The following is a 25,494-nucleotide window of genomic DNA, read 5'->3' as shown; positions in this document are numbered from 1 at the left end:
CGTTGCGCGAGATTACAGCAAACTCGATCCGCGACATCGAGCCCGATCAGATTGATATGGATGGGCTGCGCGATCGGTTGGTGCTAGAAGATTCCAGCATCGATGAATTGGCCGAGAGTATCGCCAAGCATGGCCAACAAGTGCCAATCATGGTCCGTCCATCTGCCCAACCGGACAGATACCGCATCATCTACGGCCGCCGCAGGCTTGCGGCGATCCGCAAGGTGGGTGGAACGGTCAAGGCAATTGTTCGAACCTTGGATGATGACGCATCTCTGATCGCTCAAGGCCAGGAGAACAACCTCAGGCTTGATCCGTCTTTCATAGAAAAGTCACTGTTTATCAAAGAGATGCAGGAATCCGGCTACAAACCCGGTGTCATCCAGGATGCTCTGGGTCTGACCCGGCAAGGCGTATCCAACCACAGGGTCGTCATAGAACAACTGCCAGACGGCCTTGTTCAACTCATCGGGCCAGCACATGGGATCGGACGACGGCAGTGGAGTGATCTGGCTGCCTTATCGGTGAAGGTAGATTTGGTGGACGTCGCCAAAGAGGCGCTCGCCACTCTACCCGACGACACACCTAGTTCCGAAAAGTTCCAAGCGGTCTATTCGGCTTGCTCGAGCAAAGCACGTAGCGACAAGAAGCCGCCCAATCGTGGCCTGACTTCGGTCATCAAAGATGAGAACGGCAGTTCATTGGGCACGCTGACAGTCGACCAGAAAACAATCGCCATCAAGATCGCCAAGAAGGACAACCCAGAATTCGGCCAATGGATCGAAGAGCGGGCGGAGGCAACGCTTTTGCAGCTCTTCGAACAGTGGCGGAATGAGAGCGGCTCTGGGTCCTAAGCCCCGAGCCACACAGAGTAACGCGAGCAGAGGAGAAAAGCGAAGACCAGAAAGAAAAGAGCCCCCCAAAGTTTCCCCTGGAGAGCCCTCATCATTCGATTAGCACTCATGATGTAGCAACCTCCAGCAAACCGGTCAAGAGTCACCGATTCGGTGGACGGATTTTTATTGCCTTTTCCTGAGCGAAATCTCGGGAAGAGACTGGGAAGTTGTGGGCCGAACGGTCGTCGTGAACAAGCCATGGCATTTACAAAACTATCGATCAGATCCGCTGGTGCTGATGCATCACGCGGCTCAATTTCTGCGGCTGAAACCGACATTTGGACCATCTTCAGGGCACTGAGAGATGCCCGCAGCGTGTTCGGTCTGCGTCCTGGCCATATCCAAACACTTCAAGCAATGCTCAGTTTCTTGAAACCAGGCCATGGCGAAACGGTTTTCGCGTCCAACAACTCGATTTGCCAGCGCGTCGGCGGAATCGACGAACGGACCCTCCGCAGACACATAAACCGTTTCGTTGAACTCGGTTTCATCAAGCGCAATGACAGCTCGAACCGAAAGCGCTACCGCGTTCGCTCATCCCGCGGTCAATGCATCAGCTATGGACTGTCTCTAGCCCCCTCCTCCAACGTGCGAACGAGCTTATCGCCATCGCACATGAGATGGAAAACAACCGGCGGGATCGGATATTTGTCCGCAAACAGATCCTTACAAAGCTCGCCCATTTGGAAGAGCATGATCCAAGCAACACATTCATCAACCACGCACGGAGAGCTCTACGCAGGAAGCTGAGCCTGCCCGAATACCGCGCGCTGCTCGCCGACACGGACAGCGAATGCCAGAGTTTGTATACCCCAGATGACTCACCAGAAACTATGGAATTGCCCGCCAATGACGGACAAACTGTCCGGCACCAATCTAAGTCTGAAGAAGAAAAAAAGATTTAGATAGCAACATAGGCAATGAAGCTCTGAAACCAGACTTGCTAACCTCAGTCTGCAATCAAGCGACTTCGTTCTCCACAGAGAGACTTAGAGACTGGTTGGACATTGAAAACCATGCTCGAACACTTGCACCCATGATGGGCATTCACCCAGAAACATTCGAGAAAGCCAAGGATGCAGTAGGAGCTCAGAAAGCGTCATGCGCGATTTTCATCATGCTAGAACTTGGAAAACGCATCAGGGACTTTGGAGCGTATTTTCACAGTATCACCTTGGGCCAACGTCAAGACCAATTTGATCCATTGGCTTTGATCAAGCGTCTGTCTAAAACTGCTATGCAATCCGCCTAGTGTCCACCGCGGTGGACGTCTGACCGGCAAATGGTCCAATGACGCGCGGTCTCTCCACGCGCATCAACGCCACGAAGCCAAAATCCACTAGCGCGATACTGCGCGGTCATTCCGTGTTCCTCCGACCGGCCAATGTCCACCGCGGTGGACAGATCAGGCACCAAGTCTCACAGCTCACATGCGTGACAGTCGCTCTTCATCATCCACCACTGCCAAAGAACCTTTATTGTCAGTCCAGACCCACAACACGATGTTGAAGTCCGATGATGACGCACCCTTCGCAAAGCTTTGGATCAGAAGCCCCGCAAACCGATCCGCTATGAGGGCGCATGCTAAATCCTGCGTCGGAACTGATTGCCCTTCGAGCATTTTCATGCGCCATGCAGGATCGGCAAGCATTGACGCTGTCATCCCATACCGTTCGAGCCTGTCCTGATCGCGGGTATCGAAAATAGGCCCAAGGTCGGCCTTGTAGGACACCAGGATAGTGGGTTGCAGGCTGCCGACCTGGTTGGCTTCTCTAAGAGCGGTCGCGGGATCCAGCGAGGTGTAGAGGGCAGGGGTGCCCTTGGCGTTAAACCGCCCTCCATAGAGTTCAGCGCCTCGTCCGGACAGAGGTTCACGCGCATAGACCGGGTTCAGGGCGCGATAGAGCGGCCCTGAGTAGCGTCCATCTTTCAGGGGCATCAGGCAAAGACGCCCGCATCGACCGCATCGATGTATTCCAGAACTTGCTGCGCTTTGCCTTCCTGCACCAGCTGCATGGCTGTCCGGCCATCAAAGCCGGGCAGGGGCTCTGACCGGTACCATGCATAGGCCATCAGTTCCGAGCCGAAGCGCGGTTCGACTTTGTTCAGCACCTCTACCAATTCGCGCAGGCGGCGCTGCGTCTTGTCCGAACCGATGCGGGTTCGCCTCTGCAACGCGTCTTTGCCCAAGCCGACGGTCAATGCGATCTCTTCTGCTGATGTGCGTAGCACCGCGGCGATCTTGCGCGGTTCGAATTGCCCAGCTTCAGCAAAGTTCGTGATGTGCATGATCTATGCCCCTACAGTGATACTGACGGTATATAGCGGCAATATTGCTGAAATTCAAGCTGTCAGGAGGTACTGTGCCTTCGTTTCCCATGCTAATCCGTAACGCTTTATAGCTCTGAGCGTCGGAAATCCTAATTTTTGGGCTTGAGAAGTCGCCGTAGGCGCGTTTTTTGCCGATCGAGAACATCAGATAAGTTATTGAAAATATGCCAAAGACTGCGGCAGTCGGACCGGGTTTGCCGATATGGCTTGCCGATCTTGGACCAGAACCGGCACTTATTGCATGCAGTCACTGGGGTCCGCGGTGGTGTCGGGCCATTGACAGTTACCTCAGACCAGTTGGCTGGTGGAAAGTAAAAGTGGACTTCGGGTTTTGTGACTGACGGATGAGGGCCTTCGGGGTGCCTCGGACGGGTCCGGGCCGGGTTCCGGTCTGACGTTCCTGATGAAGGCATTCCCATGCAAACAGGTGTCTTGCGCGTCTTGCGCGCGACCGCTGCCTCCTGGTGGCGGCATAGAGAACTGCGCCGAACTGGCCAGACGGCGCTGGCACAGCAGCTCGAACGCCAGACCGTCCAGCGTGACCTTGGCTATCTCAGGCAGGCGGCGACAATGCCGGACGCGCATGTGATCTGCGGGGAGGGTGGCACTTTCCTGCATCTCGGCTGGACCACCGTTTCGACTCTCGCGCCGATCGAGTGCTTTCCCTTGGCCGTCCTGGCGGTCGCACGAGGGACGCCCCTCATCGATACCCGGCCCATCACCGATGTCTTCGCCTTCGCGAACCTGCCGCAGGTGAGGCGGGACGGATCGGTCAACCCTGAGCATTCGGGTGTCGGCAGGTCTGTCACGCTGTCCACCTACATCGACATGGTCGAAGAGCTCGGCGCAAGCATCACCAACGATCCGCGCCCCTGTCGGTCAACCTAGTCACCACTCCCTCTCATCAACACTCGAAAGGAGGCCAGCCATGGCCCGATCCCGCACGCCCAAATTCGATGCCTCCGAGGTCATCACAAACGAAATCATCCGCATCATCGAGCGCGGCGTTCTGCCGTGGCGCAAGCCCTGGACGGCAGGAGGCAGTTCTCGCCCCCTGCGCGTGGGCGGTGAACCCTACCAGGGCGTGAACAACTTCCTGTTGACCATGCGCACCGTGATGGCGGGCCACAGCTCGCCCTTCTGGATGACGCTTCCGCAGGCCAATGCTTTGGATGCAAAGGTTCGCAAGGGCGAGAAGTCCTCTGTCGTTGTCTACTACGGCCAAAGCCGGAAAGACGCTGGCGGCGAGGATGATCAAGGGGAGAGCGATGATCAGTCCGAGGAGGCCCACATCTTCCGCTTCCAGAAATCCTACCGCGTGTTCAATGCCTGTCAGATCGAGGGTCTGCCCGACAGTTTCTTCCCAGATCCGGAGCCGGCACCCGAACATCCGCCGTCCGAGCCCATCCCGCATATGCAGGCGTTTTTTGACGCCATCGACATCACAACCGTCTTCACAGGAACGGAAGCGTACTACCTGCCGCCCGTGGACAAGGTCTACATGCCGTCCATCACGCGGTTCCAGGACCCGCGCAATTTCTACGGGGTCTGGGCGCATGAGCTGGCCCATGCCACGAAAGCCCCCCATCGACTGAACCGTGATTTCGGGTTCTCGAAGTTTGGCAACACGTCCTATGCGCGCGAGGAGATCGTCGCGGAATTGACCTCGGTGTTCCTGGGTCAGACGCTCGGCTTCACGGCGCATACGCTCGAGATGAATGCCGCCTATCTCCACAACTGGTTGCGCGTTCTTCGGTCGGACAAGGGTGCGATCTTCAAGCACGCCGCAGATGCGCAGCGCGCCTGCGACTATCTGATTGCCAGATCGGAGGTGGGCAGGGCAGGGCGCAGTGCCGAGGCCGCCTGACCACAGCGAGAACGGAGACACCTATGCCACGCAAGGAGCCCAAGACGCTGCGGGTGGCCTGCTTCGCTGACGGCCGCCGCAAGATCATCACCTTCAAGCGCAGTGCCTATTGGTGGAGCGCGTCCGAGGGTGCCTATCCACTCTCGGCAGCGCTCGAGACCATCAAGGAACAGGGTGGCTGGGTCGAGACAATCCCCAACCCGAATTACAGATCCAAGGGGCTGTTCGGATAGGGCACCTTCTCCTTCGGTCCTGCCGCCAGGCGGAAAAGAAAAAGCAGGCTTTGAGATGGGTGTTTCAACTTCACAGAGGAATGCCCCATGACCATCACCGCACAACCCCAGACAGACCGCCCTGATCCGAGTGTGATCGCAGCGCAGAACGACGCGTTTCGCAGGCTCGCATGCCTTGGAGTACCGCTCGCGCAGCCCATCCAGGGCCGGATGCATGTCACCCGCTCGCTTATGGAGGCTGGCGACGGCTTCATGGCCGAGGCGGTGAAGGCCACCGGTGAGTTTGCCACGTTCGAGCCTGAGAATGATCCCGAGGGCTGGCACGATTTCGGGGCGGTCGAGATCCGGGGCGAGACCGTGTTCTGGAAGATTGATCTCTATGAAGCAGACTCGGATTTCCGCTACGGGGCTGAGACCCCGGACGATCCCGCCACCACCATGCGCGTTTTGACCATCATGCTGGCGCGCGACTGGTAGAAGGGCAGGGGACGCCTCCCCTGACATCTCAGACGATGAAGGCCCGCTGCCCCCAAAAAGGCAAAGCGGGCCTTTTGTCGTGGTGATCCCCGAAGCCGGGGATTGGTCACGCGCATGAACGCGCGGGCCGCTCCAAATCCATCGAGAAGGATATCCCATGACCGCAAGCTTCAAACCCGTCTCCGTCGCCATCGGCGATCTGGTCCCGCATCCCGCCAATGTGCGCAGCAATTCGCCGGAAACCTACGACCCCGAGAACATCGCACACCTGAAAGCCAGCATCGCGGTGCTGGGTCTCCTCCAGCCGCTCCTTGTCCAGAAGCTCGACGGCAAATACGCCGTGCTTGCCGGTGGCCGCCGTCATGCCGCGCTGAACGAGCTGGTCGCCGACAAGGCCGCCAAGGGGTTCACCGCCAAGACCAAGATCGACTGCCGCCTCGTGCCGGACGACTGCGATGTGACGACGGCGCTGTCGCTTGCTGAGAACATCACCCAGGCGCCGATGAACGCCATCGACGAGTTCGAGGCTTTCGCCCGGATGATGGAAGTCGACGGCCAGACGCCCGAGACGATCGCCAAGACCTTCGGCACCACGGTGGCGGCCGTGAAAGGCCGGTTGCGCTACGGTCTGATCCATCCCGACATCCGCGCCGCCGCTCGGGCGAAGACGATCACGCTCGACACGATGAAGGCCTTTGCGGAGCATCCGAGCCAGGAGGTGCAGCGCGAGGTCTTCGAGGCGCTCACCAAGGAAGACAGCTATCTGCAAGCCTATACCGTCCGACAGGCGCTCAAGACTCGCGGCGTGCAGGTAAGTGACGATATCGGGGCTTTTGTGCGTGAAGACTATGAGGCCCGCGGCGGCGCGGTTGCGGCCGATCTGCTGGAAGAGCATTCCGTGCTGGAAGATGCGGCGCTGGTCGAGACCATCCTGCTCGAAAAACTCAGTGCCGCTGCCGAAGAGGCCCGCATAAAGCTGGGCTTTGCCTGGGCCGATGCGATGGTGCGCTATGATTACGCGACCATGGCCGACTACGGCCGCGTCTATCCCGGCCCGATCGAGCCGGATGAGGCTGCCCGGAAGCGCATCGATGAGATTACCGCCGAGCTTGAGAAATTGCAGCTCGAGATGGAGGATGAGGGGCTCGAGGACGGTGCCTACAACGCGCTTTACGACCGCGTGGATGCCTTGGAAGAGGAAGCCCGCGACCTGCAGGAGGCCTACAGCGCCGAGGACCTGGCGCGGTCCGGGGTAATCGCCTCGTGGTCGAATGGTCAGGTGACGCTCCATGTGGGTCTCGTCCGCCCGGAAGACACCGTCAAAGAGGAGGGCGCGCGCGGCTCCTCGGCAAGCCCGACCGCGGAGGAGGCCCCGGACGCCGGCGAAATCACCTACCCGGCCTCGCTGGCCGAGGACCTCAAGACCGAGCGAGCCATGGCGCTTGGGGCCGCGATGGCGCTGCATCCGGAAGCCACGCTCGATCTGACGCTCTTCAAGCTGGTCAGTGACGTCCTTGGCGCCGGCATGAGTGCCACGCAGGCGATCAAAGTCGACGCCCGCAAGGAATACCGCAGCCACGCCAAGATGGATGAGATCGACGGCACCTCGCTCGAGCAAGTGGCTGCGGCACATGATGCGCTCGATCTGTCCTGGTTGGACGAGGCCCGGTCTCCCGCCGATCAGTTCGCGGCGTTTCGCGCGCTGAAGCCGGGCGAGAAGGCCAAGCTCGTCGCCTTTGCAACCGCCAGCACCACGCAATCCTGCTTCGCGCGGGACCGCCAGCGCGACAGCCTGATGCATGATTTCGAGATCGAGATCATGCCCGACATCCGGGCCCACTGGACGCCGAACGCGGCGCTGTTCAATCGCTTCAAGAAGGCCTGGCTCCTGAAGATCCTCGGCGAGGATCTGGGCCTGGCCCAAGAGGCGGTGACGCTGGCCTCGTCGAGCAAGAAGGAGATCGTCGCCTTCTGCGACAAGCTTTTCGCCGAGCCCTTCGCCACGCTCACGGACGCGCAGCGCGCTGCCGTGGCCGCCTGGCGCCCGCCTATGATGCAGACCAACGGTGTCGCTTGTGATGAGGCGGAGCCCGCTGCGGAAACCCCGGAGTCTGATAGCGAGGTCGCGCAAGCGGCCTGAGTCCTCACGCGACCCGCGCGAGCCATGCCGCCCGGGCGGGTCGACCCTCCCACACCCAACGGAAAGACATCCCATGGCTATTCTCAAGTTCTCTGCGTCCGCTGTCGCGGCGCAAATCGCACATGCGCGCGCCTGCAAAACCTTCCTGCCCAACTGGAACGGGCCCGTGGACAGGCCGGCTCTGATCCTCATCGTCGGCAATGGTGTGCATCTGCGCTCGAACGGCATCGATGGCACGACCACCCGTATCGTCACCACCGAACAGGCCGATCCCTCCTTCGCCTTCGCCGACGGCATGAACCCATTTCGGGATACCGACTGGATGGCGCAGCGCCGCATGGCGTTTCGCGATCTGACCGGCCAGTTCTACACCGACATCCTCGATGATGTGCAGGTGCTCATCGACCGGGGGCGGGGGGCCATCCGGCTCGCCACCGATGGCCACAGCATCCGCGTCTTCGTGCGCCGGGCCTCGGATTATCTCATCGGCGGGACCTACGAGGTGCCGTCAGGCCTCGGCGGCACCTTCCGGGTCATCCTCAAGGATGCCTGCGACACCTTCGCGATCGTGCAGAACTGCGGCAATTGCGAGGATTTCGACGCCATGCAGCCCTACCGCGTGCCGCTCGATGCGCTGATGGAAATCGATGACCGGAGGGTGGCGTAACCCGCCCTTTCTCAAACAAGCATCGCCAATACCCTGCCGGGCCTGCGGCCCTCTCGGGACATTGGCGACAACAATTTTCCCAAACGAGAGAAAGGACTCTGAAATGGGTTGGCTTTTCTACACCGACGGCCGCGTCCAGAACTACGCGGATGAGAAAGCGGAGATTGCCCGGCTCTGCACCTTCGAGGGCGACACGCGCAAAACCGAACTGGTCAAGGCATGCAAGGTCGGCTCCACCTGGTATGCGGCGGCGAAGGTCACAAGTATCGATGGCTCGCCGGTCGAGGACACGACCTATGTGACCGATGCGGATGGCTCCATCACGTTCGGGGCTGTCTTCCTCACCCGATACGATGACGGCTGCTGGGGCTACAAGGACATGGAGGAAAGTGCTGGCCCGAACGAGTCGCGTGCTCCCCTTGGGCTGATCGAGCTTCTCTCCAACCTGAAAGACGAAGGCAGCTACGCCCATGCCTGGCGTCAGCGCTGCCGGGATTGGGCTGCGATCCCGGACTATGAGGAAGGCGACAAGATCAGGCTCGCCACCCCTGTGACGCTCACCGATGGCAGCACCTGCCAGATTGTCACCGCGACCCACTACAGGCGGGGCCGGCAGAAACGCCGCTGCTACCGCATCGAGGAAACCGGCGGCCTCGTGCGCCTGTCGAAAGCGACGCTTGTGGGCTCGGAGCTGATCAGCTCCGCGAAGGGTGCGGCCAGCCCAGTGCTGGCGGAGTATCTCGCGGGGCGAGATTAGGTCCTGCGCCGGACGGTTCATCGACCTGCCCGGCGACAGCAGATCCTGCGGCTTGTCTTGACAAGGCAATGCAAATGCATTACCTATCGCAGGCAGCAAAGACCCCCATTCTTTCAGGAGACTGCCATGACAGCCCTCGCACAAGATGTCTCGAGACTCACGGATCGGTATCAGACGACCGTGCCGGCGGGTGTGCGCAAACAGCTCAAGCTGGGCAAGGGCGACCAGATTCGTTACTGCACCGAGCCGAGTGGCAGGGTCTATATCGAGCCCGTGCGCAGCGACGAGGAAGATCCCGTGCTCGGAGCCTTTCTCGATTTTGTCGAGGCCGATATCAAGGCGCATCCGGACCGCATTCGGGCGTTCGATGGGGCTTTGCATGACCGTCTTGCAGCACTGGTCGGAGACGTTGACGTCGATCTCGATGCGCCGCTATCGCTCGAGGATGAATGAGCGGCGATAGCGTGCCCGCCCAAGCGCCCCTTGTCGTAAACGGATGGTCGATTTATGCGCATCCGCTCTTTCTGGATCAGCTCGAAGGGCTGATTGAAGAGGTCGAGGCGCGTAAGGCACGCGATCCTAAGACCTGGCGCAAGAAAAACCCGACGAAACGGCTGGCCGCCATCTTCAAGCTGGTCACCGAGGCCATACCGGCAGATCCGGGTGCCGCCGCCTTCCGGCAAGGCGGCACACTCGGCGATCACCGCAAGCACTGGTTCCGGGCGAAATTCTTCCAGCAGTATCGGCTGTTCTACCGGTTCAACAGCGATGCGAAGGTCATCGTGGTGGCATGGGTGAACGACGACAAGACCCTGCGCGCCTATGGCAGCAAGACGGATGCCTATGCGACGTTCAAAGGGATGCTGGAAGATGGCAATCCACCTGACAATTTCGACGCGCTCTTGAAAGAAGCTGCAGCGGCGGGCAAGCGGTTCGAACCTTCCCTTGAAGCGGCGCCCGATCGGTAAGTGGGCCAGCTTGCTGTGACCCTTTGGCATTATCGTTTACGACGCCCCGCTGGAAGATGTAGCATCGGCTGATAATACGGTCGGAGAAAGCACAATGATTGAGGCGGAAAAGGATAGGCAGCACCTCGGGCTAGAGGAGCAATGCGCGCCTGACCTGACGGGGCACCGTTTCCCAATTGCTGTGCACGTTGCAGACATGCCCGATGACCTCGGCAAGCTGCTGGATATCGGGCTCGAGGAGCATTTCCGTGGCGGCTGATGTCAATTCGTATGACGCGTGGTTTCGCGCGAAGGTGCAGGCCGCGCTGGAGGAGGAATGCACGGGAACATCTCAAGTTCAGGTGATGCAGGCCGCACAGGCATTGATTGATGCGAAACGGGAGGTCGAACCCAAGTCCTGACCAAGCCTTGGAGGTCAGCGCGGTCTGACCCCCGTCACCCTGAAAAGCGAAAGCGGGCTTTTTGTCCTTTGGAACTCAGACCCTGATCCAAAGGAAAATCCGCATGACCAAGCCCAAACCGGCAAACCCGGCTCTCTCAATCTCAACCGCTAACCTCACCTCTGCCCTCGCGCAGATCGGCACGGAGATCGACCACCAACCCCTGCGCAGCTCAGCGCTGGCGCGCATCATGCGCGAGACGTTTCATGGCAGCGATGCCGGCGGTGCCTGGGACTGGCGCATGGCATATGACCTGATGCAGGCCGCGGCTGTTCAGGTGCTGCTGCGTGGGGAAGGTGCTTCAGGTGACATCGCCGCTGCAAGGCTGCTTGCCTCGCGGCTCCTGACGGAAACCCGCCGCTCCGAGCAGCAAATCCGGCTGCAGCAGTTTTCCACGCCGCTGCCATTCGCGGCGCTGGTCGTGCGGGCTGCGGCGATCCGCAAGGGCGAGACCGTGCTGGAGCCGTCGGCGGGCACCGGAGCTCTCGCTGCGTTCGCGGCACGGGCTGGTGCCACGCTTTTGCTCAACGAGATCGACCCCTTTCGCCAGCGCCTCCTGCCCGCGGTCTTCGGCGGCGACGTGACGGGTCACGACGGCGAGCATATCGACGATCTGCTGCAAACGCCGGTACTACCCGACGTCGTGGTGATGAACCCGCCCTTCACCTCCTCGGTCGATCGCTCCCGGGACAAACACATCGCCGTCAAGCACCTCATTGCGGCCGCAAAGCGCCTGGCACCCGGTGGGCGGCTGGTTGCGATCATGCCGCTCGGCTTCACGCCCGAACGCGATGCCGCGCATTGGTCCCGTGCCTGCGGTCTCCTAACGCCGCGACTGGCGTTGACGATGCCGGGGCAGGTCTACCGCAAGCTCGGCACAACTGTGGAAACCCTGCTGATGGTCTTCGACAAGGTGCAGGAGGATGGCGCGTTCATGCGGGCCAGTGTGCAGGATCTGGATGAGGCCTTGGCATATGTCGACGCCGTGGCCGCGACCCGGCTCGAGATTCGCCCCGGCCAACGGGCTGAAGCAATCCCTCATGCTCGAGCAACCGTTCCATCTTCTGTTCCGCGCAAGACCGCCGCTGCGCCTGTCGCTGCCTCCAAACCCCGGGCGAACGCCGTCCGTCCGCTCAGCTTCACGAGCCTTCAGACCCCCCGTGACAACACGCCCGTCTCGGACATCTACGCGCGCTACCGTCCGCAGCGGATCGAGATCGCGGACGCGCAGGAACATCCCACGCCGCTGGTCGAAAGCATCGCCATGGCCTCTGTCGCACCACCCGTGCCCTCAGGCGCGGCCAGATCGGAATTGCGCCTGCCCGCCAGGCTGATTGAGGAGGGACATCTCTCCGAGGCGCAGCTCGAGACCATCATCATGGCGCATGATGCCCATGGGCGCGACCTGCCCGGTCGGTTCACCATCGATGACGACCAGACCAAACTGACGCGCGCCGATGATGACCCGGAGACACGGGCCTATCGCCTTGGCTATTTCTTGGGCGACGGCACCGGCTGCGGCAAGGGGCGCGAATGCGCGGGGCTCATTCTCGTGAACTGGCTGGCCGGGCGCAGGAAGGCGATCTGGGTCTCCAAATCCGCCACGCTCATCGAGGACGCCATCCGCGACTGGACCGATCTTGGCGGTTCGCCCGCCGACATCCAGCCGCTTTCCAAATGGAAACCGGACCAGCCCGTCCCGATGGGCGACGGGATCCTCTTCGTCACCTACGCCACGCTGCGGTCCGCGGGCAAATGCGGCACCACGCGGCTGAGCCAGATCCTCGACTGGATGGGCGAAGATTTCAACGGCGTCCTCGCTTTTGATGAGGCCCACGCCATGCAGAATGCGGCAGGGTCAGAGCAGGGCAGGGGGGTCAAACCCTCCCAGCAGGGCCTTGCGGGCCTCCGGCTGCAATTGGCCGCTCCGCGCGCCCGCGTCTTCTATATTTCGGCCACGGGCGCCACGAGCGTGCACAACCTCGCCTATGCCGCGCGACTGGGGCTCTGGGGGCAGGGGCCCGAATACCCCTTCCCGAGCCGCGAGAGTTTCGTGTCGGCAATGGAAGCCGGCGGCGTTGCCGCAATGGAGGTGGTCGCGCGCGATCTCAAGACGCTCGGGCTCTACACGGCCCGTGCCCTCAGTTTTGATGGCGTGGAGTATGACGTGCTCGAACACACGCTCACCCCGGCCCAGATCGAGATCTACGACGCATACGCAGGCGCGTTTCGCACCATTCACCACAATCTCGAAGCGGCACTGACTGCGACTGGCGTCAACGACGCCTCGGGCGAGACCAATGCCTCGGCCGCACGCGCCTCGGCTAAGTCCCGGTTTGAAAGCACGAAACAGCGCTTCTTCAACCATCTCCTGATGGGCATGAAGGCGCCAACCATCATCCGCGCCATCGAGGAGGATCTGGCGGCGGGCAATGCTTGCGTCATCCAGGTGGTTTCGACCGGCGAAAGCCTGCTGAAACGCCGGCTTGAAACGATGGACGCGGAAGACGAGCTCGTCGAGGGCGCGTTGACACCGCGGGACTACGTCCTGGGCTATCTCGAACAAGCCTTCCCGATCCACGCGCAAAAGCTGGTCGAGATCGACGGCAACATGGTCGCGGAACCCTTGCGGGATGAGGCTGGCGCGCTGGTTGTCTCACGTGAGGCCCTTGCCCTGCGCGATGCGGCCATGATGGAGTTGATGACGCTGGCCCCGATCCCCTCGGCGCTGGATCAGATCCTTTGGGCCTTTGGCGACGAGGCCGTCGCGGAGGTCACTGGACGCTCGATCCGGCCCCTCAAGGCTGAAGATGGCTACCTCTTCATCGAAAAACGCGCCGCCAGCAGCAATTCCTCCGAGACCCAAGCCTTCATGGACGGCGAAAAGGATATCCTGATCTTCTCCGATGCGGGCGGGACGGGCCGCTCCTATCATGCGGCCCAAACGGCGAAGAACCAGAAGCGGCGGCGGCACTACTTGCTGGAACCCGGCTGGCGCGCCGATGCAGCGATCCAGGGGCTGGGTCGCACACATCGTTCGGCGCAGATCAGTGCGCCCTTCTTCCGGGTCTGCACTTCGGATGTGCATGGCGAGAAGCGCTTCACCTCGACAATTGCCAAACGCCTCGACCAGCTGGGAGCCTTGACGAAGGGCCAGCGCGAGACCGGCTCGCAGGGCATGTTCCGCGAGGAGGACAATCTGGAAAGCCCGATCGCACGGGCGGCGCTGCGTGGGTATTTCGCCGATATTGCCGCCGGGCGCGCTGAGGCGATGAGCTACGAGAGCTTCACCGACTGGACAGCCCTGCGGCTGATCGACAAGGACGGGGTGCTGCTCGAGGAGTTGCCGCCGATCCAGCGGTTTCTGAACCGGGTTCTGGCCCTGCCCATCCACATGCAGAACGCGCTTTTTGCGGAGTTCATGGCGAGAATATCCGATCAGACCGAACGGGCGCGCGCGGCGGGCACGCTCGATCTCGGCGTCGAAACCCTGCGTGGCGAAAAGATCAAGCAGGTCTCCACGGAGGATCTCTGGACCTGCCCGAAATCCGGCGCGGTCACGCGGATCATCGGACTTGAGGTGACGGACCCGGTCCACGTGCTGTCGGCAGATGACGCCCTCTCGCGCAATCCCGACAAGCTGCCGATGGTCAATCGCGCCTCCGGTCGCGCGGCGCTCATCTCGGCGCGGCCCATGCAGATGTATGACGAGGATATCGTCACGCTGATGCGCAAGGCCGTGCGGCCCAACGGGTCGAGCTATCTCGAGGAAACGCGGTTCGAGTTCTCGGCCTGGGAAGAGATCGGCAAGCCTGAGTTCGTACGGCTTTGGGAGGCCGAGGCTGCGTCCCTGCCGAAAACCACCACGACCAAGCTCTACCTGCTGACCGGGCTGCTGTTGCCGATCTGGAAGGACATTCCGACCACCAATGAGCGCATTTACCGGGTCACGCCCAAGGGGGCGACCGCCATGATCGGGCGCACGCTGAGCGAGGAAGGGGCGGCCGCGTTGCGTGCGCGCTTCCTCGTCTCCAATCCGCAAACGCCCCAGGAGATGCTGACCGCCGCATTGGGCATCACCGCGCCGGTCGATCTGGGCCGGGGTCTCACCCTGACCCGTCGCCGTGTCGCAGGCGAGATGCGTCTCGAGCTTAGCGGCGCGGACAAGGGCATGATCGACGGCCTCAAGGCCATGGGGTGTTTCACCGAGATCATCGCCTTCCAGCTGAGGGTGTTCGTGCCGCATGGGGACGGGGTCGATACATTGGGCATTCTGGCACGGATCGTGGGGCAGGGAACCAGCAAGGCGGCAGACCAAGCCGCTTGAAAAGTCAAAGTGGGCTTTGGGACGGGCGTCGCGGATCGGGATTTGTCCGGTTTGCGCGTTCCGGGCACGCGCGGGCCAATGCCTCGCCCGGCCCCCCAATTGCAGACAAGAGGACAGACCCATGACCAATCCCCAGATCGATTATGCCGCAATGGCGGCTCAGTGGCGCGCGGAGCGCGAAACCGCGCTGAAGGCGACCCGAGCGGAACTGATCGCGCAATTGCGCGCGCTTGGCATCAGCGAGGTCACTGCCGAATACGAAGGCTATGGCGACTCCGGCAATGTCGAGGATGTGACCGTGCAGCCTGCGGAGGTCCAACTGCCGGAACCGCTTGTCACCGCAGTGGGCGATTTCGCCTGGTCGCTCGCCTATCACCATCATCCTGGGTTCGAGAACAACGAGGGCGCCTATGGCACGCTGACCTGGGACATCGCAGCCGACAGCATCACGCTCGATCATGCGGACCGCTACGTTGAATGCGCGCACAGCCATGACGAGGGACTGTGAGATGGCACATCCGCTTCATCACGCTGAAAGCTCTGCCCGGAAATTCGGCGGGGTGCCGTCTGACTATCAGTCCATCCATGACTGGTTCGATGCCTCGAAAGAGCACCTCGCGCTCTTCACGCACCGAGCCTTGCGTCACCATGCCCAAGGCCTGTTCGAGGCCGAACGTGTCTTCGGCCTGACCCTGACCAATAGCGCGGGTCGGGACATTCCCGTGCGCTGGATCGGTGAGCAGCATGTCCGTGAAGATTGCCAAGGCCGCATCCCGAGCATGGCGGACTGGCTGCGACGGATCCAGCCCGAGCCATGGATGGCCAATGGCCATATCGACCGGCATGCCGGCGATGAGCCCTGGGGCGACCCAAGGGTTGCCTGGGCCTCCGAGGTCGCCGCCGGAAGAACGGTTCTTGGCCTGAAGGATTGGATGGCGGCGCGCGCGACGCAAGCCACGCAAAGCGCCTGACAGCTCTCGGTCGTTTGCCAAACGAATGCTGCATAGAAGCCCGGTCGGAAGATCGGGCTTCTTGCGGCGTTTACCCACCATTCTTCTTGAGGAGGTTCGCATGACACTCGAAGACATCAAGGCGGCCGTCGATGCCGGCCAGACCGTGCATTGGTCCAATACCGGCTACGTTGTCCACAAGGACCGGCTCGGTCAGTACCTCATCACTTATCTGCCGAACGGCAGCTGCATCGGCCTGACCGACCGGGGCGGGCACGGGTTGAACGGAAAAGAGGCGGAGTTCTTCATCGTGCAACCGAAGGTCGCCGCAGAAAATCTGGGCCGCCAATCAAGACCAGATGGGCAGGGGAGGGGCGTAGCACCCGGAGGCGCGGGGGTATTCCCAGTCGGACGGCAGCTCTGACCCGTGGGCGGGGCTGAAAGGAAAGCAAGCTTTCTGGTTTGTGATCCCAGGAGGGGTCGAGAAAGCAATCCCGGATGCGCTGGCAAGAACGTCAGGCACCGGCCAATCCAAGAAGGAACTATCCCATGTTCGCAGGAACCCTCACCCGCAATGTCGAGACCGCCGCCGCCGAATACACCGGCATGATTCACTCGACGCGATTTGACATCGCCATCCAGCTTGAGGCACGGGCCAAGATGTCCGCGCGCAGCCCGGATTATGACGTGACGGCGATCAACAAGTCCGGTCGCAAGGTGCGCATCGGCACGGCCTGGAACGAGACCGGCAATACCAGTGGCAACCCCTACATCTCGATGCAGCTCGATGTCGGCCTCGGCCCGTTCCGGGTCAACGCGGTGCAGACGAAAGAGGCGCGCGCGGCCCAGAGTGGCGAATTCGAGATCATCCCGCTTGTCTCGAACGGCCTGATGAAGTCCGGCTCGCTCTCGGGCGAGCTCACCGCCATGGACGCCGACAACGCCTTCACCGGCTACATCGCCAACATGATGTTCGATCTGGAGTTCATGCTGATCGAGAACAGCTACAAATCCGAGGAGACCCACCCGGATTACCGGATCGAGGTCAGCTCGCCCCGGGGCACGCCGATCCGCGTCGGATCGGCCTGGATGGCGAAAAGCAGCCGCACCGGCAATGACTACCTGTCGCTGCTGATCAACACGCCCGATGGTGACCTGCGTGTGAACGCCGTGCAGAACGAAGAACAGCGCGGCGGGCAGACTTTCTCGATCATCCCGTTCATCGACAGCGGTGAGCAGCTACAGGACGCAGGCGCGGGGCTCTCGCTGGTCGCCTAATTGGCACGCGAAGGGAAGACGATCTGAACACAAAGGGGAACCGTGGGATCACGGTTCCCCTTTTGGCGTGTTTGTTTGGGTATATGATTGCTCTACCCATTAGGCAGGGTTTTTGCGGTGTTGGAAGGCATGCCAAAATAAAAATGAACTCTACGGTTACTATTTGGTCAGCCAATCTCCATAGGCATCGATATCAATCATTGGTACGGTGCCGCTGAACTGGAGGCGTGAGATCAGCGCGAACAAGAAGGCTGTTGCCGGTTTCGACCCCTCGACAAGGTCATATCCGCCCTCTTTGTCGAACAGGAAATGCCCGTGGGACGCTACACACCCGATGTCCAACCTTCTATCGCCAGCGCCTTCGTTGAGTACCTTCTCGAAAGATGCTCCCAAAGGAGGCTTCCACTCGCTCTCGAAGGTCAGAAGACCACCAATAATGGGAATGAGCTGTTTTGGTGGATAGACCCCACCAGCGTGTGGGATCGGTAGACTGGTCCGATGCAAGCTTCTGACTGATGCGACCTTGTCTTGAGCATATTTGACAAGATTTGCGTCTGCTGTCTGCTTGGCCTCGAAAACGGCGTAAACACTCTCAGCCGGGACAATGAGTTGCTTCTCGTACGTGAAAATAAAAGGCGAGTATTGGCGGTCAAAAACGACGGCATCAATCTGGTCGCTGAAATTTCCAGTGCTATCGACGACGTGCGCGCTCGCAACTTGATATCTTTTGGGCAGGTACTGGGCGAGCATATCAATCCAAATGGCTTCGCTTGCATCGCCTTTTGTACCCGGATGCTTGAAGGACTTCCGCGCTGTTGACAGCCGATGCTGAATATCCTCGTGCAACGACGATAGAAGCTGTGATAGCGACCATTCAGCCATTGGTTTTTCCTTCTAAGACAGCGGGAATTTTGGCCCGAAGAAAGCGCGCCACGCTTTCAGAGCGTCTCCGTTCTTGCCCTGGCGCGCCAAGTGGATTGCGGCAGCGATGTCGCGGTTTGCCTGTTCCAGAATTGTCTGGGCGCGTTTTACCATCGCCGCGTCCATTCGATCGCTGACAGGAGACCCGAGCCCGGCCGGATCTGGCCAATCCTCGTGAATTCGGTCGCGCAGCGTAGCGAAGAACGCTTGGATTTCGCGATCGTGTGAACCGCCCCAACCACCATGTAGGCACTCCATCGCCATGACCTCGATTAGAAAGGATGGCTTGATTGGTTTTTCTCCATGACGGCTGTTTTGGTTCCAGTACTTCACCATGCGCACTAGGCCCTTCCACTCATTGCCATAGGCTTGATGGGCCGCAACAGCCTTCTGCGCGTGGATTTCCGGATTTGTTCCCATCCACTTCCCGGTTGTGTTGTTTGGGATCTCGTAGTCGTCTCCGTTTGCGAATGCGGGCACGGCATCCACGCTTACAACCCGGTAGTCTGTGTTGTCGTCTGAATCGATAACAACACCGAAATCTACACCTACGGAGCGTCCCTGTTTCTTGACGGCGCTGCTTCCATAAACGTCAACCAACGTGTCGTAGAACGCGGTCAGTATCTCGTCAGGGTGTTTCTCTCGATAGTGGTTCTCGTCCTTTCCAAGAACAAAGAAGATATCGACATCTTTGAGTGGTTTGGACTTGGTCCAACGGGCGTAGCTTCCTGTCAAAAAGCTACGGTCGATCTGAAAGGCCTTATCCAGGTGCTCGCGAACTTCCTTCTGCCGTTTGGACGCGTTTTGCTGCTCTCTATCGTTCAACTCCAAGCGGCTCTTGAACTTCTTAAATGCGTCCGGGAGTGAAATCATGATGCCTGCCTCCAATACGATGCCGTCGCTCCCAGACCATTGTGTTCGATGGTGGAGCCAAGGCTTTGACGAACCATACCGTCCGTAGAGCGGGCAGTGGTTCGGTACCAACCAGGGACATCAGGTCGTCCAGGCTTTGTACGTAGAAGGAGGTCATACTTGGCGCTTGCCGGTGCCACTCCCGCTTTGCGAATTGCCCAACGGAGTTGATCGGTGTCCGTCCAGAAGTTTCCATCTCCAGCAGACCAACTGTAGGCCACGTCAATGTCCCAACGCAGGATCAAACCATTGGATGCCGGATCGTATATCTCCAGTGTGATCTTCTCGAGGTCTTCGCTCTCCAACCATGCCTTAATGCCGCGCATGTTGATTTCCGTGTCGTTCACGAAATTCGCTGGGTCCATGCCACTCAGACGAATAATGTCTTTGAGGCTCTTGAGGATGTTATCAGCCACATAGGTGACAGACTGGGTGCGGGAATATGTGATGACCGATGTCATGGCTTCAGCAACCCTTCGAGGTCAATTTCGAGCTCGGCACCTTGCGAAGCGTGCGAGCTGTCTTGTTTCTTGGTTTCGTTTTTGTCGCGGGCCGTGATGCGCTCACTCTTCTGTTTCAAAGCCGATTGAACCCAACCGAGGTCATCGGGCTCACAGGGCAGCGAAATCGACCAATCACCTTTTAACGGGTCAAACCCGAGAACGTCTTCGTTCGCGTCCGACCCATCGATCGCATCGTCATCGTATAGACAGTAAATGCGTGTCTGCGGTCCCTCGCAGCTGACAATGATTGGCGAGTTTTTGCAGGCTTTGTCCGCGATTATGCTGCTTGCAATGCCAGCGACACTGCCGAGTTCTTGCTGCGCTCCGGTATTTGTCCGGGTGAGCAAGGCGCTGATTGCGGCCCATGTAGCCAAGGCGTCGCGATGCGGAGAGCTCCGGAATGTTCGGCGGGTTACAGTCGGCATCACTTCCCCCGATTTGCTTTTTTGTTGGTTTGGGCTGATTTCGCGGCTGCTGCCAACTGCGACAGTGTTAACGAACCAGGATTCAAGGCCACCTGAGTGTTCGAGGCGAGCGCGTTTGCAACGGTTTTTCGGATCGTCCTTCCGTCAAGGCCGACGAATTCGCCGGCACAGGTATCGAAGCTACGGTCTCTGGTAAGCTCTTCTATCTCAGGATATGTGCTGCCTAGCCCCAACAGACATTCCCGCAAAATGGTCTTGCAGGCTTCCTTTTCAGGAAGGGGGACTTCAAGAACCAGATCGCATCGGGAAACGAAGGCATCGTCCACCGCTTCCGGGTAGTTACTGGTCGCCACAAACAGCAGGTTTTTGTGAGATTCTGCCAGCAGGTCAAGCTGAACCAGAACGGCGTCCGTGGCTCGATGAATGTCAACTGGGTTGGCATCCAGGCTGAGCCTGGACCGGTCGACCGCAAGTGTTTCCACCTCGTCTAGCAGCACAATCGTTGGGCCTGCATTGGCAAGCTCTGAAAGGGTCTGCGCGAAGAGGTCAGAAACCGCCCGCTGCGTTTTCCCCATGGCGGAACTCGTCAGGCCATGCGCTTCAACCTCGACCAGTTGGAAGTTGCCCCCCTTGAAAGCCGCTGCTGTCCGGTTGGCCAAGCCTCGAGCAAGTGACGTTTTGCCTGTCCCTGGCGCGCCAACCAAGAGGATGACGCCATGGAGCGGTAACACGGCTCGTCTCATCTTTGGTCGCATAGTGAAATTCAGAACCGCCTGAGAGAGCAGGTGTTCCTTCATCTCGGCTTCGACGATGATTGAGTCCCAAAGTTCCGCCAGGCCGGGGTCCGGCAGCGCCGTGATCTTCTGAATTCCTTTTGGCAAGTCGCCCGCAAATGGCGCGTTCATGACTGCTTCCTCGCTTCTTTGCCTGTCTAGCGCCACTTTGGGCGATTGGGCGGTTTACAAATTTGCCTTCCTTTTGGCCTCATGTTACCATCTAGGGACAATAAGCCGCGCTTTCAAGCGTTGTAGTTTACAAAATATCAATCATATGGGTGAAATGTAAACCACCCACTGGGAGGACGCTATGATTGGCAAGAGACTCAAAGGAGCCCGGGCGGCATCTGGCCTTTCGCTCCGTGCGCTTTCTGATGCCATGGAGAACAAGGTGTCCGCTCAAGCCATAGGCAAGTACGAGCGCAATGAAGACATGCCCGGATCGGGCGTGCTGCTGAGTCTTGCCCGAGCGCTTGAGGTCTCTGTTGATTTCCTGCTGAGCGATGACGAGCTTGAGTTGGAGGGCGTTGAGTTTCGCAAGTCAGCCAGTTCGTCAGCCAAGGAGATCGCGACGATCGAAGCCAAGACGCTCAATATGGTTGAAAAGTACCTGGCTGTCGAAAGCTTGCTGAATCTTTCGAGTCAGGAATGGGATGCCCCGCACGAAGCGCCCTACTGGGTGACCGATGTTCGTGATGCCGAGGACGCGGCTCGCAACATGCGTGCTTCTTGGCAGCTTGGTCATGACCCGATTCCAATGCTTTCCGAACTCCTCGAGGAGCACGGGATCAAGGTGTTGTCTCTGGACGTTGATCGGATTGATGGCCTTGCGGCCAAAGTCCGTCGAAAAGAGCATCACTCCGCACGTGTTATCATGATCAAGAAGAAGACCTGGTCTGAGCGGAAGCGCTTCAGTCTGGCTCACGAACTGGGCCACATGGTTCTTAGGGTCGCCGAAGGGTGCGATTCAGAACGCGCCGCAAATCGATTTGCTGGCGCATTCCTCGTTCCGGCAGAAGTGCTTCGGCAGGAGATTGGTGCCCGCAGAACTGACATAAGCATAGGTGAGCTCATTAGTCTGAAGGATCGATTTGGCGTTAGCATTCAAGCGCTGACGTATCGATGCAAGGATTTGGAGATCATCAACCAGGCAACATTTGCGCGCCTGTTCAAAGTCTATAAGCAACGTGGTTGGCGGGATGAGCCGTTCGAGGAGCCGAATTCCATTCCTTGGGAACGAGAAGAACCGGACCGTTTTCAAAGGTTGTGTTTTCGTGCCCTCTCCGAGGGGTTGATTGGGTTGTCTCGCGCAGCTGAGCTTCTCGAAATACGAGTAAAAGAACTGGAAGAACGTTTGGACCACATGGCATAGTCGCTGTGTGCAAGTTCTTGTTTCTGATACTTCTGTCCTGATCGACATCGAGAGAGCCTCGCTGACCGCGAGGCTCTTTGACCTCCCCTATGATTTCGTTGTGCCAGATATTCTTTATGAAGCGGAACTCCTTGAGTGGATGGGCCCTGATCTGATCGATCTGGGACTGAGAGTGGAGGAACTTACGCCAGAAGAAACTATACGCGCGACTGAGCTGAAGCGGGCGAAAGCTATGCTATCGACGCCAGATGTCTTTGCATTTTGCCTCGCGGCTGAGAGGGGCTGGGTTCTCCTTACCGGAGACGGTGCGCTCAGGGTTGAGGCAGAGCGCCAAGAAATCGCGATGCACGGCGTCCTGTGGGTCTTCGACGAGATGGAACGTCACGAGGTTTGTTCGACCGACCTCCTAAAATCTGGTCTCGAAGCGGTTCGTGATCATCCGAGATGCAGACTTCCCATAAGAGAAGTCAATCGGCGCCTCGCGCGGTACTGATATGTTCGCGCTCTCCGGTGAGAGACAAATGTTGCCAAGTTTTTCTTTGATCTAGCCTTGCGGCCTCCCCAGCTCGGCTTCGCGTGTCGCAGGGGAGAACGGCCCTTCGGTCCGTCGCGCATTCGGCCATGCGGCCTCACCGCGGCGTTGCACCCGGCATCCCGGTTTGCCCGCCTCGCGAGCACGTCCCTCCCCGGCCGCTCCGCCGGCTTGCGCTCTGGTCTGTTTTGCGGGGCAAAACGATCCCGCCGCTTCATCCGTCTCTCGCGTCCGGTCGGGCCGTTTGCCTGCTCGGGTCGGGCAAACCTACCGTCAAAACACACACACATGAGCGCGGAAGCATATCCTCCGGATGGCCCCCAAATCAGCCCGCGTCAAGGATCGCAAAACTTTTCGTCAAGGGCGGGGCCAGTGGTGCGGAGCGGCCCCGTGCGTGAGGGTCCGCACGTGTCCCAGGCTGCGCGCGGAAAACTTTTGCGCCCGGCAAGCCGGCGGCTGCGCCGTCCCTGACCCGGGCAGATTCGGAAACCAGGCATTCGGCCATGCCCCCACACTCACGTGGTGGCTCCTCAACCGAATACTGGAGACCAGACATGGCTTACGACACCGCAAACACCTACGAGACCATCGAGCTTTTCGGACTGACCGAGAAGGACGCACAGCTGCCGATCCCGGAAGATCACATCCTGACCGACCACATCATCCGCGAAAGCTTCGAGGCTCTGCTTGGTCAATTGCGCAATACCGGCCTCGAAGCAGAAATCGAACCACTGGCTCACGGGTTGGCGACGATCCTTCAGCGGCGCAAGGTGGCGCTTGGCAAGGAGGTCGACCGCACCGCCGACAAGATCGGCGCGCTGGCAAAATCTCACGACGGATCGGAGATCGCCGAGACCGCGCTCGAAGAGGCGCAGGCCCGCTTCCTGCAGCTGCGCGAGATCGTCAGCGCCATCGAGTTGATGAGCGAGGCGGCGGCGGAATGCTATGAGATCGAGACGGGCCACGCCTTCATCCCGGCAGCCGGGTCGCGCGCGAGCGTCCGGGCGCAAGAGACAGGCGCGGTTTTCGAGGCGCGGCAACTGCTGGAGCAGCACGACCGCGAAACCGCCGAGAAATCGAAAGTCGAGGGGGTGCCTCTGATCGTCTCGGGCGCAACCGACTGGACCGATGTCGATGTGATCTTCAACACGCTCGACAAGGTTCGCGAACGGATCAAGCAGAACCGCAATCAGGAGATCTTCCTCTGCCACAAGGGTGGCAAGCACGGGGCGGAGATGATTGCGGCTCGGTGGGCCCGGGCACGCGGGGTCGCACAGGCGCGCTTCGATCCGCGCTGGTCCGCACACGGGCGGGCGGCACCGTTCAAGTGCAACGACGAAATGCTGGACGACAAGTTCGCGGCGACGGGGGTTGTACTCTTCGGCGGCAACGGAGTCGCGCTGAACCTCGGGCAGAAGGCGGAAGCGAAAGGTCTGACGGTCATGCGGGTCGCTGATCCAGCGAAGAAGACCGCGCAGGAATGAAGAGAGAGGGTCGCGCTTGGCGCGGCCCTTTCGTCATGTCTCACGGCGCGTGCGATCGGTCACACTTGATCGGTAGCTCACGGCGTCCAGAACCGTCATCCCTCTACCCAGCCCGTCAGAGTGCGGCCCATCCGCATCGGTGTGGGCTGGGGATGGGGCGCACCTCACGCACATCGTTAGCCGCACAAGACACGAAGGCTCGAGACGTCGCACTTTAGGCTGAAGACTTGCGCGTCCCTCGGGTGGTGTTTCGGAACATCGCATCCACGCGGGCGGGCTCCGTCAGCACCCCGGCCAGGATCGGCGAGACGCGGACGCGGCTGGTGGCGGCCGCGTGATGGCATAGGTCATTCGGGTCCCTCCTTTTTGCTATGCATGTGGATCGCACGGGGTCGGCCCGTTCGTGCCCTCAGCTGACGCTTCGGCAAGCACAAATACGGCTTCCACGGCGGAGCCGCGGACCCTCCGCATTTGCGCTTGCGACCGGGCCTCTTGCCCCCGTGCTGGGTGATCCCCATCGCAACAAGGAGTAGCCCAAATGACCAACCACTACGTCGCCACCGTCCCCGTCAAGTTCACCGATACCGATGGCCAGGAGCGCACCCGCTTTCAACGCGTGGGCGCCATGTTCCGCAACACCCGCAACGGGGATGGCTCGGAGTTCTTCAGCCTCAAGCTCGATTTCCCGGTCGCGGTCTCGGAGCTGGTGATGTTCCCGCCGAGCGCGAAAGATCCCCAGGACTAAATCCTCTGACGAGGATGGGCCGCCCCAGGACGATCCTGGGGCGGCCCGATCCCTGTTCCAGGGATGCCGGGTCCGGCGGTCAGATCGCCCGAGGTGACCTCCTCTTGGTGCCGGTCGCTGCGCGCTCAACGGACGATCGCCGCTCGGAAGAATTAGGCCGCGACAGACCGGCCAGTCAGCCTCAAGGGGGCCATCCGCAAAAACCTATCGGCCAGGGCCTCCCGGTTTTTGCGGCGGAGATTTGGCGGAGCCAAATCTGGCCCTCCTTGACCCTGCCTGTCCGCCCTGTCGGAGGGGTTTGCACCCGCCCGCGGTTCGGTCCGAACACATGCGTGTTCGGCCAGACCCTCGGGCGGGGCTGGGGAAGGGGGACGCCGAAGTTGGAGGCTGTGCTGGTGGTGAGGGGGCAGGCCCGCGTCCCTGTGGGCCGCGGGGGAAGCGGACACCAAGGCTGCCCGGGGCTGAATGCAACGTAAGTATATAATTGACAGTT

Annotated in this window: 30 protein-coding genes and 1 pseudogene; 24 read left to right on the top strand and 7 right to left on the bottom strand. The window is 60.2% G+C overall.

Translation table 11 applies throughout. From position 1 onward, the window contains the following. Positions 1–2: 2 nt before the first annotated feature. The 4 genes and pseudogenes from repB (at position 3) to repC (ending at position 2,148) form a co-directional block, all read left to right on the top strand. Positions 3–854 (top strand): plasmid partitioning protein RepB, encoded by an 852-nt coding sequence (gene repB / locus ACZ1G0_RS16185; RefSeq protein WP_472737958.1) that lies wholly within the window; start codon positions 3–5, stop codon positions 852–854. Positions 855–1,094: 240 nt separating this feature from the next. Beyond that, positions 1,095–1,415 (top strand): annotated as a pseudogene (locus tag ACZ1G0_RS16180) (helix-turn-helix domain-containing protein); the annotation flags it as partial. Between the two features lie 101 nt (positions 1,416–1,516). Continuing rightward, positions 1,517–1,801: a hypothetical protein gene (locus ACZ1G0_RS16175; RefSeq protein WP_472737969.1), complete on the top strand. Its 285-nt coding sequence runs from the start codon at positions 1,517–1,519 to the stop codon at positions 1,799–1,801. A gap of 35 nt (positions 1,802–1,836) precedes the next feature. Next, on the top strand, positions 1,837–2,148 hold the full coding sequence (gene repC / locus ACZ1G0_RS16170; RefSeq protein ID WP_472737957.1) for a replication initiation protein RepC: 312 nt from the start codon (positions 1,837–1,839) through the stop codon (positions 2,146–2,148). 174 nt (positions 2,149–2,322) lie between these two features. Here the strand turns inward: repC and ACZ1G0_RS16165 are convergent, their stop codons facing one another. Beyond that, complete coding sequence (locus ACZ1G0_RS16165; RefSeq protein WP_472737956.1) at positions 2,323–2,835, bottom strand: RES family NAD+ phosphorylase; 513 nt, start codon at positions 2,833–2,835, stop codon at positions 2,323–2,325. Beyond that, a complete protein-coding gene (locus ACZ1G0_RS16160; RefSeq protein ID WP_005617048.1) occupies positions 2,835–3,185 on the bottom strand; it encodes an MbcA/ParS/Xre antitoxin family protein in 351 nt (116 codons plus the stop codon). The genes ACZ1G0_RS16165 and ACZ1G0_RS16160 overlap by 1 nt, the downstream gene beginning before the upstream one ends. Positions 3,186–3,644: 459 nt before the next feature. On the opposite strand from ACZ1G0_RS16160, the gene ACZ1G0_RS16155 reads away from it, so the two are divergent. The 16 genes from ACZ1G0_RS16155 (at position 3,645) to ACZ1G0_RS16080 (ending at position 17,331) form a co-directional block, all read left to right on the top strand. Beyond that, positions 3,645–4,115: a hypothetical protein gene (locus tag ACZ1G0_RS16155; protein ID WP_472737955.1), complete on the top strand. Its 471-nt coding sequence runs from the start codon at positions 3,645–3,647 to the stop codon at positions 4,113–4,115. 40 nt (positions 4,116–4,155) lie between these two features. Next, positions 4,156–5,094, top strand: coding sequence for an ArdC family protein (locus tag ACZ1G0_RS16150; RefSeq protein ID WP_472737954.1), 939 nt, complete (start codon positions 4,156–4,158; stop codon positions 5,092–5,094). A 23-nt stretch (positions 5,095–5,117) separates the two neighbouring features. Continuing rightward, on the top strand, positions 5,118–5,327 hold the full coding sequence (locus ACZ1G0_RS16145; RefSeq protein ID WP_472737953.1) for a DUF6330 family protein: 210 nt from the start codon (positions 5,118–5,120) through the stop codon (positions 5,325–5,327). A gap of 87 nt (positions 5,328–5,414) precedes the next feature. Next, positions 5,415–5,804, top strand: a complete 390-nt coding sequence (locus tag ACZ1G0_RS16140) for a DUF3768 domain-containing protein (RefSeq protein ID WP_472737952.1) — start codon at positions 5,415–5,417, stop codon at positions 5,802–5,804. A 157-nt stretch (positions 5,805–5,961) separates the two neighbouring features. Next, a complete protein-coding gene (locus ACZ1G0_RS16135) occupies positions 5,962–7,944 on the top strand; it encodes a ParB/RepB/Spo0J family partition protein (RefSeq protein WP_472737951.1) in 1,983 nt (660 codons plus the stop codon). Between the two features lie 73 nt (positions 7,945–8,017). After that, positions 8,018–8,611, top strand: coding sequence for a hypothetical protein (locus ACZ1G0_RS16130; RefSeq protein ID WP_037911611.1), 594 nt, complete (start codon positions 8,018–8,020; stop codon positions 8,609–8,611). Between the two features lie 103 nt (positions 8,612–8,714). Next, positions 8,715–9,368, top strand: coding sequence for a DUF6927 domain-containing protein (locus ACZ1G0_RS16125; RefSeq protein ID WP_472737950.1), 654 nt, complete (start codon positions 8,715–8,717; stop codon positions 9,366–9,368). 126 nt (positions 9,369–9,494) lie between these two features. Beyond that, a complete protein-coding gene (locus ACZ1G0_RS16120) occupies positions 9,495–9,821 on the top strand; it encodes a type II toxin-antitoxin system PrlF family antitoxin (protein WP_472737949.1) in 327 nt (108 codons plus the stop codon). Continuing rightward, complete coding sequence (locus ACZ1G0_RS16115; RefSeq protein WP_472737948.1) at positions 9,818–10,336, top strand: type II toxin-antitoxin system YhaV family toxin; 519 nt, start codon at positions 9,818–9,820, stop codon at positions 10,334–10,336. Before ACZ1G0_RS16120 ends, ACZ1G0_RS16115 begins: the two co-directional genes overlap by 4 nt. Positions 10,337–10,430: 94 nt before the next feature. Continuing rightward, positions 10,431–10,595: a hypothetical protein gene (locus ACZ1G0_RS16110; RefSeq protein WP_170850626.1), complete on the top strand. Its 165-nt coding sequence runs from the start codon at positions 10,431–10,433 to the stop codon at positions 10,593–10,595. Continuing rightward, the gene (locus tag ACZ1G0_RS16105) at positions 10,585–10,737 is read left to right on the top strand and encodes an antitoxin PaaA2 family protein (protein ID WP_009820264.1); all 153 of its coding nucleotides are present in this window, start codon (positions 10,585–10,587) and stop codon (positions 10,735–10,737) included. The genes ACZ1G0_RS16110 and ACZ1G0_RS16105 overlap by 11 nt, the downstream gene beginning before the upstream one ends. Positions 10,738–10,840: 103 nt before the next feature. Next, entirely contained in the window at positions 10,841–15,103 is a 4,263-nt protein-coding gene (locus ACZ1G0_RS16100; protein ID WP_472737947.1) for a strawberry notch-like NTP hydrolase domain-containing protein, read from the top strand. 121 nt (positions 15,104–15,224) lie between these two features. Beyond that, the gene (locus ACZ1G0_RS16095) at positions 15,225–15,611 is read left to right on the top strand and encodes a DUF6878 family protein (RefSeq protein WP_472737946.1); all 387 of its coding nucleotides are present in this window, start codon (positions 15,225–15,227) and stop codon (positions 15,609–15,611) included. A 1-nt stretch (position 15,612) separates the two neighbouring features. Continuing rightward, positions 15,613–16,074 carry a DUF6915 family protein gene (locus ACZ1G0_RS16090; RefSeq protein ID WP_472737945.1) on the top strand — a complete coding sequence of 154 codons (462 nt, stop codon included), beginning with the start codon at positions 15,613–15,615 and terminating at the stop codon, positions 16,072–16,074. A gap of 100 nt (positions 16,075–16,174) precedes the next feature. Continuing rightward, a complete protein-coding gene (locus ACZ1G0_RS16085; RefSeq protein ID WP_472737944.1) occupies positions 16,175–16,477 on the top strand; it encodes a hypothetical protein in 303 nt (100 codons plus the stop codon). Between the two features lie 125 nt (positions 16,478–16,602). Beyond that, a complete protein-coding gene (locus ACZ1G0_RS16080) occupies positions 16,603–17,331 on the top strand; it encodes a DUF736 family protein (RefSeq protein ID WP_472737943.1) in 729 nt (242 codons plus the stop codon). Between the two features lie 159 nt (positions 17,332–17,490). Here the strand turns inward: ACZ1G0_RS16080 and ACZ1G0_RS16075 are convergent, their stop codons facing one another. The 5 genes from ACZ1G0_RS16075 to ACZ1G0_RS16055 are packed head-to-tail and all read right to left on the bottom strand — an operon-like array spanning position 17,491 to position 20,997. Further along, entirely contained in the window at positions 17,491–18,213 is a 723-nt protein-coding gene (locus ACZ1G0_RS16075; RefSeq protein ID WP_472737942.1) for a DUF6602 domain-containing protein, read from the bottom strand. Positions 18,214–18,225: 12 nt separating this feature from the next. Further along, positions 18,226–19,125, bottom strand: coding sequence for a CBASS oligonucleotide cyclase (locus tag ACZ1G0_RS16070; protein ID WP_472737941.1), 900 nt, complete (start codon positions 19,123–19,125; stop codon positions 18,226–18,228). After that, positions 19,122–19,625: an HORMA domain containing protein gene (locus ACZ1G0_RS16065; RefSeq protein WP_472737940.1), complete on the bottom strand. Its 504-nt coding sequence runs from the start codon at positions 19,623–19,625 to the stop codon at positions 19,122–19,124. Before ACZ1G0_RS16065 ends, ACZ1G0_RS16070 begins: the two co-directional genes overlap by 4 nt. Beyond that, complete coding sequence (locus tag ACZ1G0_RS16060) at positions 19,622–20,092, bottom strand: hypothetical protein (protein WP_472737939.1); 471 nt, start codon at positions 20,090–20,092, stop codon at positions 19,622–19,624. Before ACZ1G0_RS16060 ends, ACZ1G0_RS16065 begins: the two co-directional genes overlap by 4 nt. Continuing rightward, complete coding sequence (locus ACZ1G0_RS16055) at positions 20,092–20,997, bottom strand: AAA family ATPase (protein WP_472737938.1); 906 nt, start codon at positions 20,995–20,997, stop codon at positions 20,092–20,094. The genes ACZ1G0_RS16060 and ACZ1G0_RS16055 overlap by 1 nt, the downstream gene beginning before the upstream one ends. A 181-nt stretch (positions 20,998–21,178) precedes the next feature. Between ACZ1G0_RS16055 and ACZ1G0_RS16050 the strand changes: the two genes are divergently transcribed. The 4 genes from ACZ1G0_RS16050 (at position 21,179) to ACZ1G0_RS16035 (ending at position 25,001) form a co-directional block, all read left to right on the top strand. After that, positions 21,179–22,240: a helix-turn-helix domain-containing protein gene (locus ACZ1G0_RS16050; RefSeq protein WP_050532443.1), complete on the top strand. Its 1,062-nt coding sequence runs from the start codon at positions 21,179–21,181 to the stop codon at positions 22,238–22,240. A 7-nt stretch (positions 22,241–22,247) separates the two neighbouring features. Beyond that, positions 22,248–22,733, top strand: a complete 486-nt coding sequence (locus ACZ1G0_RS16045) for a PIN domain-containing protein (RefSeq protein WP_193143257.1) — start codon at positions 22,248–22,250, stop codon at positions 22,731–22,733. Between the two features lie 593 nt (positions 22,734–23,326). Further along, positions 23,327–24,256, top strand: a complete 930-nt coding sequence (locus ACZ1G0_RS16040; protein ID WP_472737937.1) for a DUF2493 domain-containing protein — start codon at positions 23,327–23,329, stop codon at positions 24,254–24,256. Between the two features lie 538 nt (positions 24,257–24,794). Continuing rightward, complete coding sequence (locus ACZ1G0_RS16035) at positions 24,795–25,001, top strand: hypothetical protein (protein ID WP_007120662.1); 207 nt, start codon at positions 24,795–24,797, stop codon at positions 24,999–25,001. Positions 25,002–25,494 lie beyond the last annotated feature (493 nt).

This window comes from Thalassobacter sp. HA4-2, from assembly GCF_055693705.1.
The sequence above is the reverse complement of the archived record's forward strand: the minus strand, read 5'-3'. Positions and strand labels throughout refer to the sequence as shown.

Excerpts from the sequence above, each read along its gene's own strand:
- ACZ1G0_RS16060 (WP_472737939.1), bottom strand. The coding sequence starts at position 20,092 with ATGCCGACTGTAACCCGCCGAACATTCCGGAGCTCTCCGCATCGCGAC.
- ACZ1G0_RS16100 (WP_472737947.1), top strand. The coding sequence starts at position 10,841 with ATGACCAAGCCCAAACCGGCAAACCCGGCTCTCTCAATCTCAACCGCT.
- ACZ1G0_RS16120 (WP_472737949.1), top strand. The coding sequence starts at position 9,495 with ATGACAGCCCTCGCACAAGATGTCTCGAGACTCACGGATCGGTATCAG.
- ACZ1G0_RS16080 (WP_472737943.1), top strand. The coding sequence starts at position 16,603 with ATGTTCGCAGGAACCCTCACCCGCAATGTCGAGACCGCCGCCGCCGAA.
- ACZ1G0_RS16065 (WP_472737940.1), bottom strand. The coding sequence starts at position 19,625 with ATGACATCGGTCATCACATATTCCCGCACCCAGTCTGTCACCTATGTG.
- ACZ1G0_RS16150 (WP_472737954.1), top strand. The coding sequence starts at position 4,156 with ATGGCCCGATCCCGCACGCCCAAATTCGATGCCTCCGAGGTCATCACA.
- ACZ1G0_RS16145 (WP_472737953.1), top strand. The coding sequence starts at position 5,118 with ATGCCACGCAAGGAGCCCAAGACGCTGCGGGTGGCCTGCTTCGCTGAC.
- ACZ1G0_RS16115 (WP_472737948.1), top strand. The coding sequence starts at position 9,818 with ATGAGCGGCGATAGCGTGCCCGCCCAAGCGCCCCTTGTCGTAAACGGA.
- ACZ1G0_RS16175 (WP_472737969.1), top strand. The coding sequence starts at position 1,517 with ATGGAAAACAACCGGCGGGATCGGATATTTGTCCGCAAACAGATCCTT.
- ACZ1G0_RS16095 (WP_472737946.1), top strand. The coding sequence starts at position 15,225 with ATGACCAATCCCCAGATCGATTATGCCGCAATGGCGGCTCAGTGGCGC.
- ACZ1G0_RS16110 (WP_170850626.1), top strand. The coding sequence starts at position 10,431 with ATGATTGAGGCGGAAAAGGATAGGCAGCACCTCGGGCTAGAGGAGCAA.
- ACZ1G0_RS16085 (WP_472737944.1), top strand. The coding sequence starts at position 16,175 with ATGACACTCGAAGACATCAAGGCGGCCGTCGATGCCGGCCAGACCGTG.
- ACZ1G0_RS16055 (WP_472737938.1), bottom strand. The coding sequence starts at position 20,997 with ATGAACGCGCCATTTGCGGGCGACTTGCCAAAAGGAATTCAGAAGATC.
- ACZ1G0_RS16135 (WP_472737951.1), top strand. The coding sequence starts at position 5,962 with ATGACCGCAAGCTTCAAACCCGTCTCCGTCGCCATCGGCGATCTGGTC.
- ACZ1G0_RS16165 (WP_472737956.1), bottom strand. The coding sequence starts at position 2,835 with ATGCCCCTGAAAGATGGACGCTACTCAGGGCCGCTCTATCGCGCCCTG.
- ACZ1G0_RS16125 (WP_472737950.1), top strand. The coding sequence starts at position 8,715 with ATGGGTTGGCTTTTCTACACCGACGGCCGCGTCCAGAACTACGCGGAT.
- ACZ1G0_RS16140 (WP_472737952.1), top strand. The coding sequence starts at position 5,415 with ATGACCATCACCGCACAACCCCAGACAGACCGCCCTGATCCGAGTGTG.
- ACZ1G0_RS16035 (WP_007120662.1), top strand. The coding sequence starts at position 24,795 with ATGACCAACCACTACGTCGCCACCGTCCCCGTCAAGTTCACCGATACC.
- ACZ1G0_RS16160 (WP_005617048.1), bottom strand. The coding sequence starts at position 3,185 with ATGCACATCACGAACTTTGCTGAAGCTGGGCAATTCGAACCGCGCAAG.
- ACZ1G0_RS16155 (WP_472737955.1), top strand. The coding sequence starts at position 3,645 with ATGCAAACAGGTGTCTTGCGCGTCTTGCGCGCGACCGCTGCCTCCTGG.
- ACZ1G0_RS16130 (WP_037911611.1), top strand. The coding sequence starts at position 8,018 with ATGGCTATTCTCAAGTTCTCTGCGTCCGCTGTCGCGGCGCAAATCGCA.
- ACZ1G0_RS16070 (WP_472737941.1), bottom strand. The coding sequence starts at position 19,125 with ATGATTTCACTCCCGGACGCATTTAAGAAGTTCAAGAGCCGCTTGGAG.
- ACZ1G0_RS16040 (WP_472737937.1), top strand. The coding sequence starts at position 23,327 with ATGGCTTACGACACCGCAAACACCTACGAGACCATCGAGCTTTTCGGA.
- ACZ1G0_RS16090 (WP_472737945.1), top strand. The coding sequence starts at position 15,613 with ATGGCACATCCGCTTCATCACGCTGAAAGCTCTGCCCGGAAATTCGGC.
- ACZ1G0_RS16050 (WP_050532443.1), top strand. The coding sequence starts at position 21,179 with ATGATTGGCAAGAGACTCAAAGGAGCCCGGGCGGCATCTGGCCTTTCG.
- ACZ1G0_RS16075 (WP_472737942.1), bottom strand. The coding sequence starts at position 18,213 with ATGGCTGAATGGTCGCTATCACAGCTTCTATCGTCGTTGCACGAGGAT.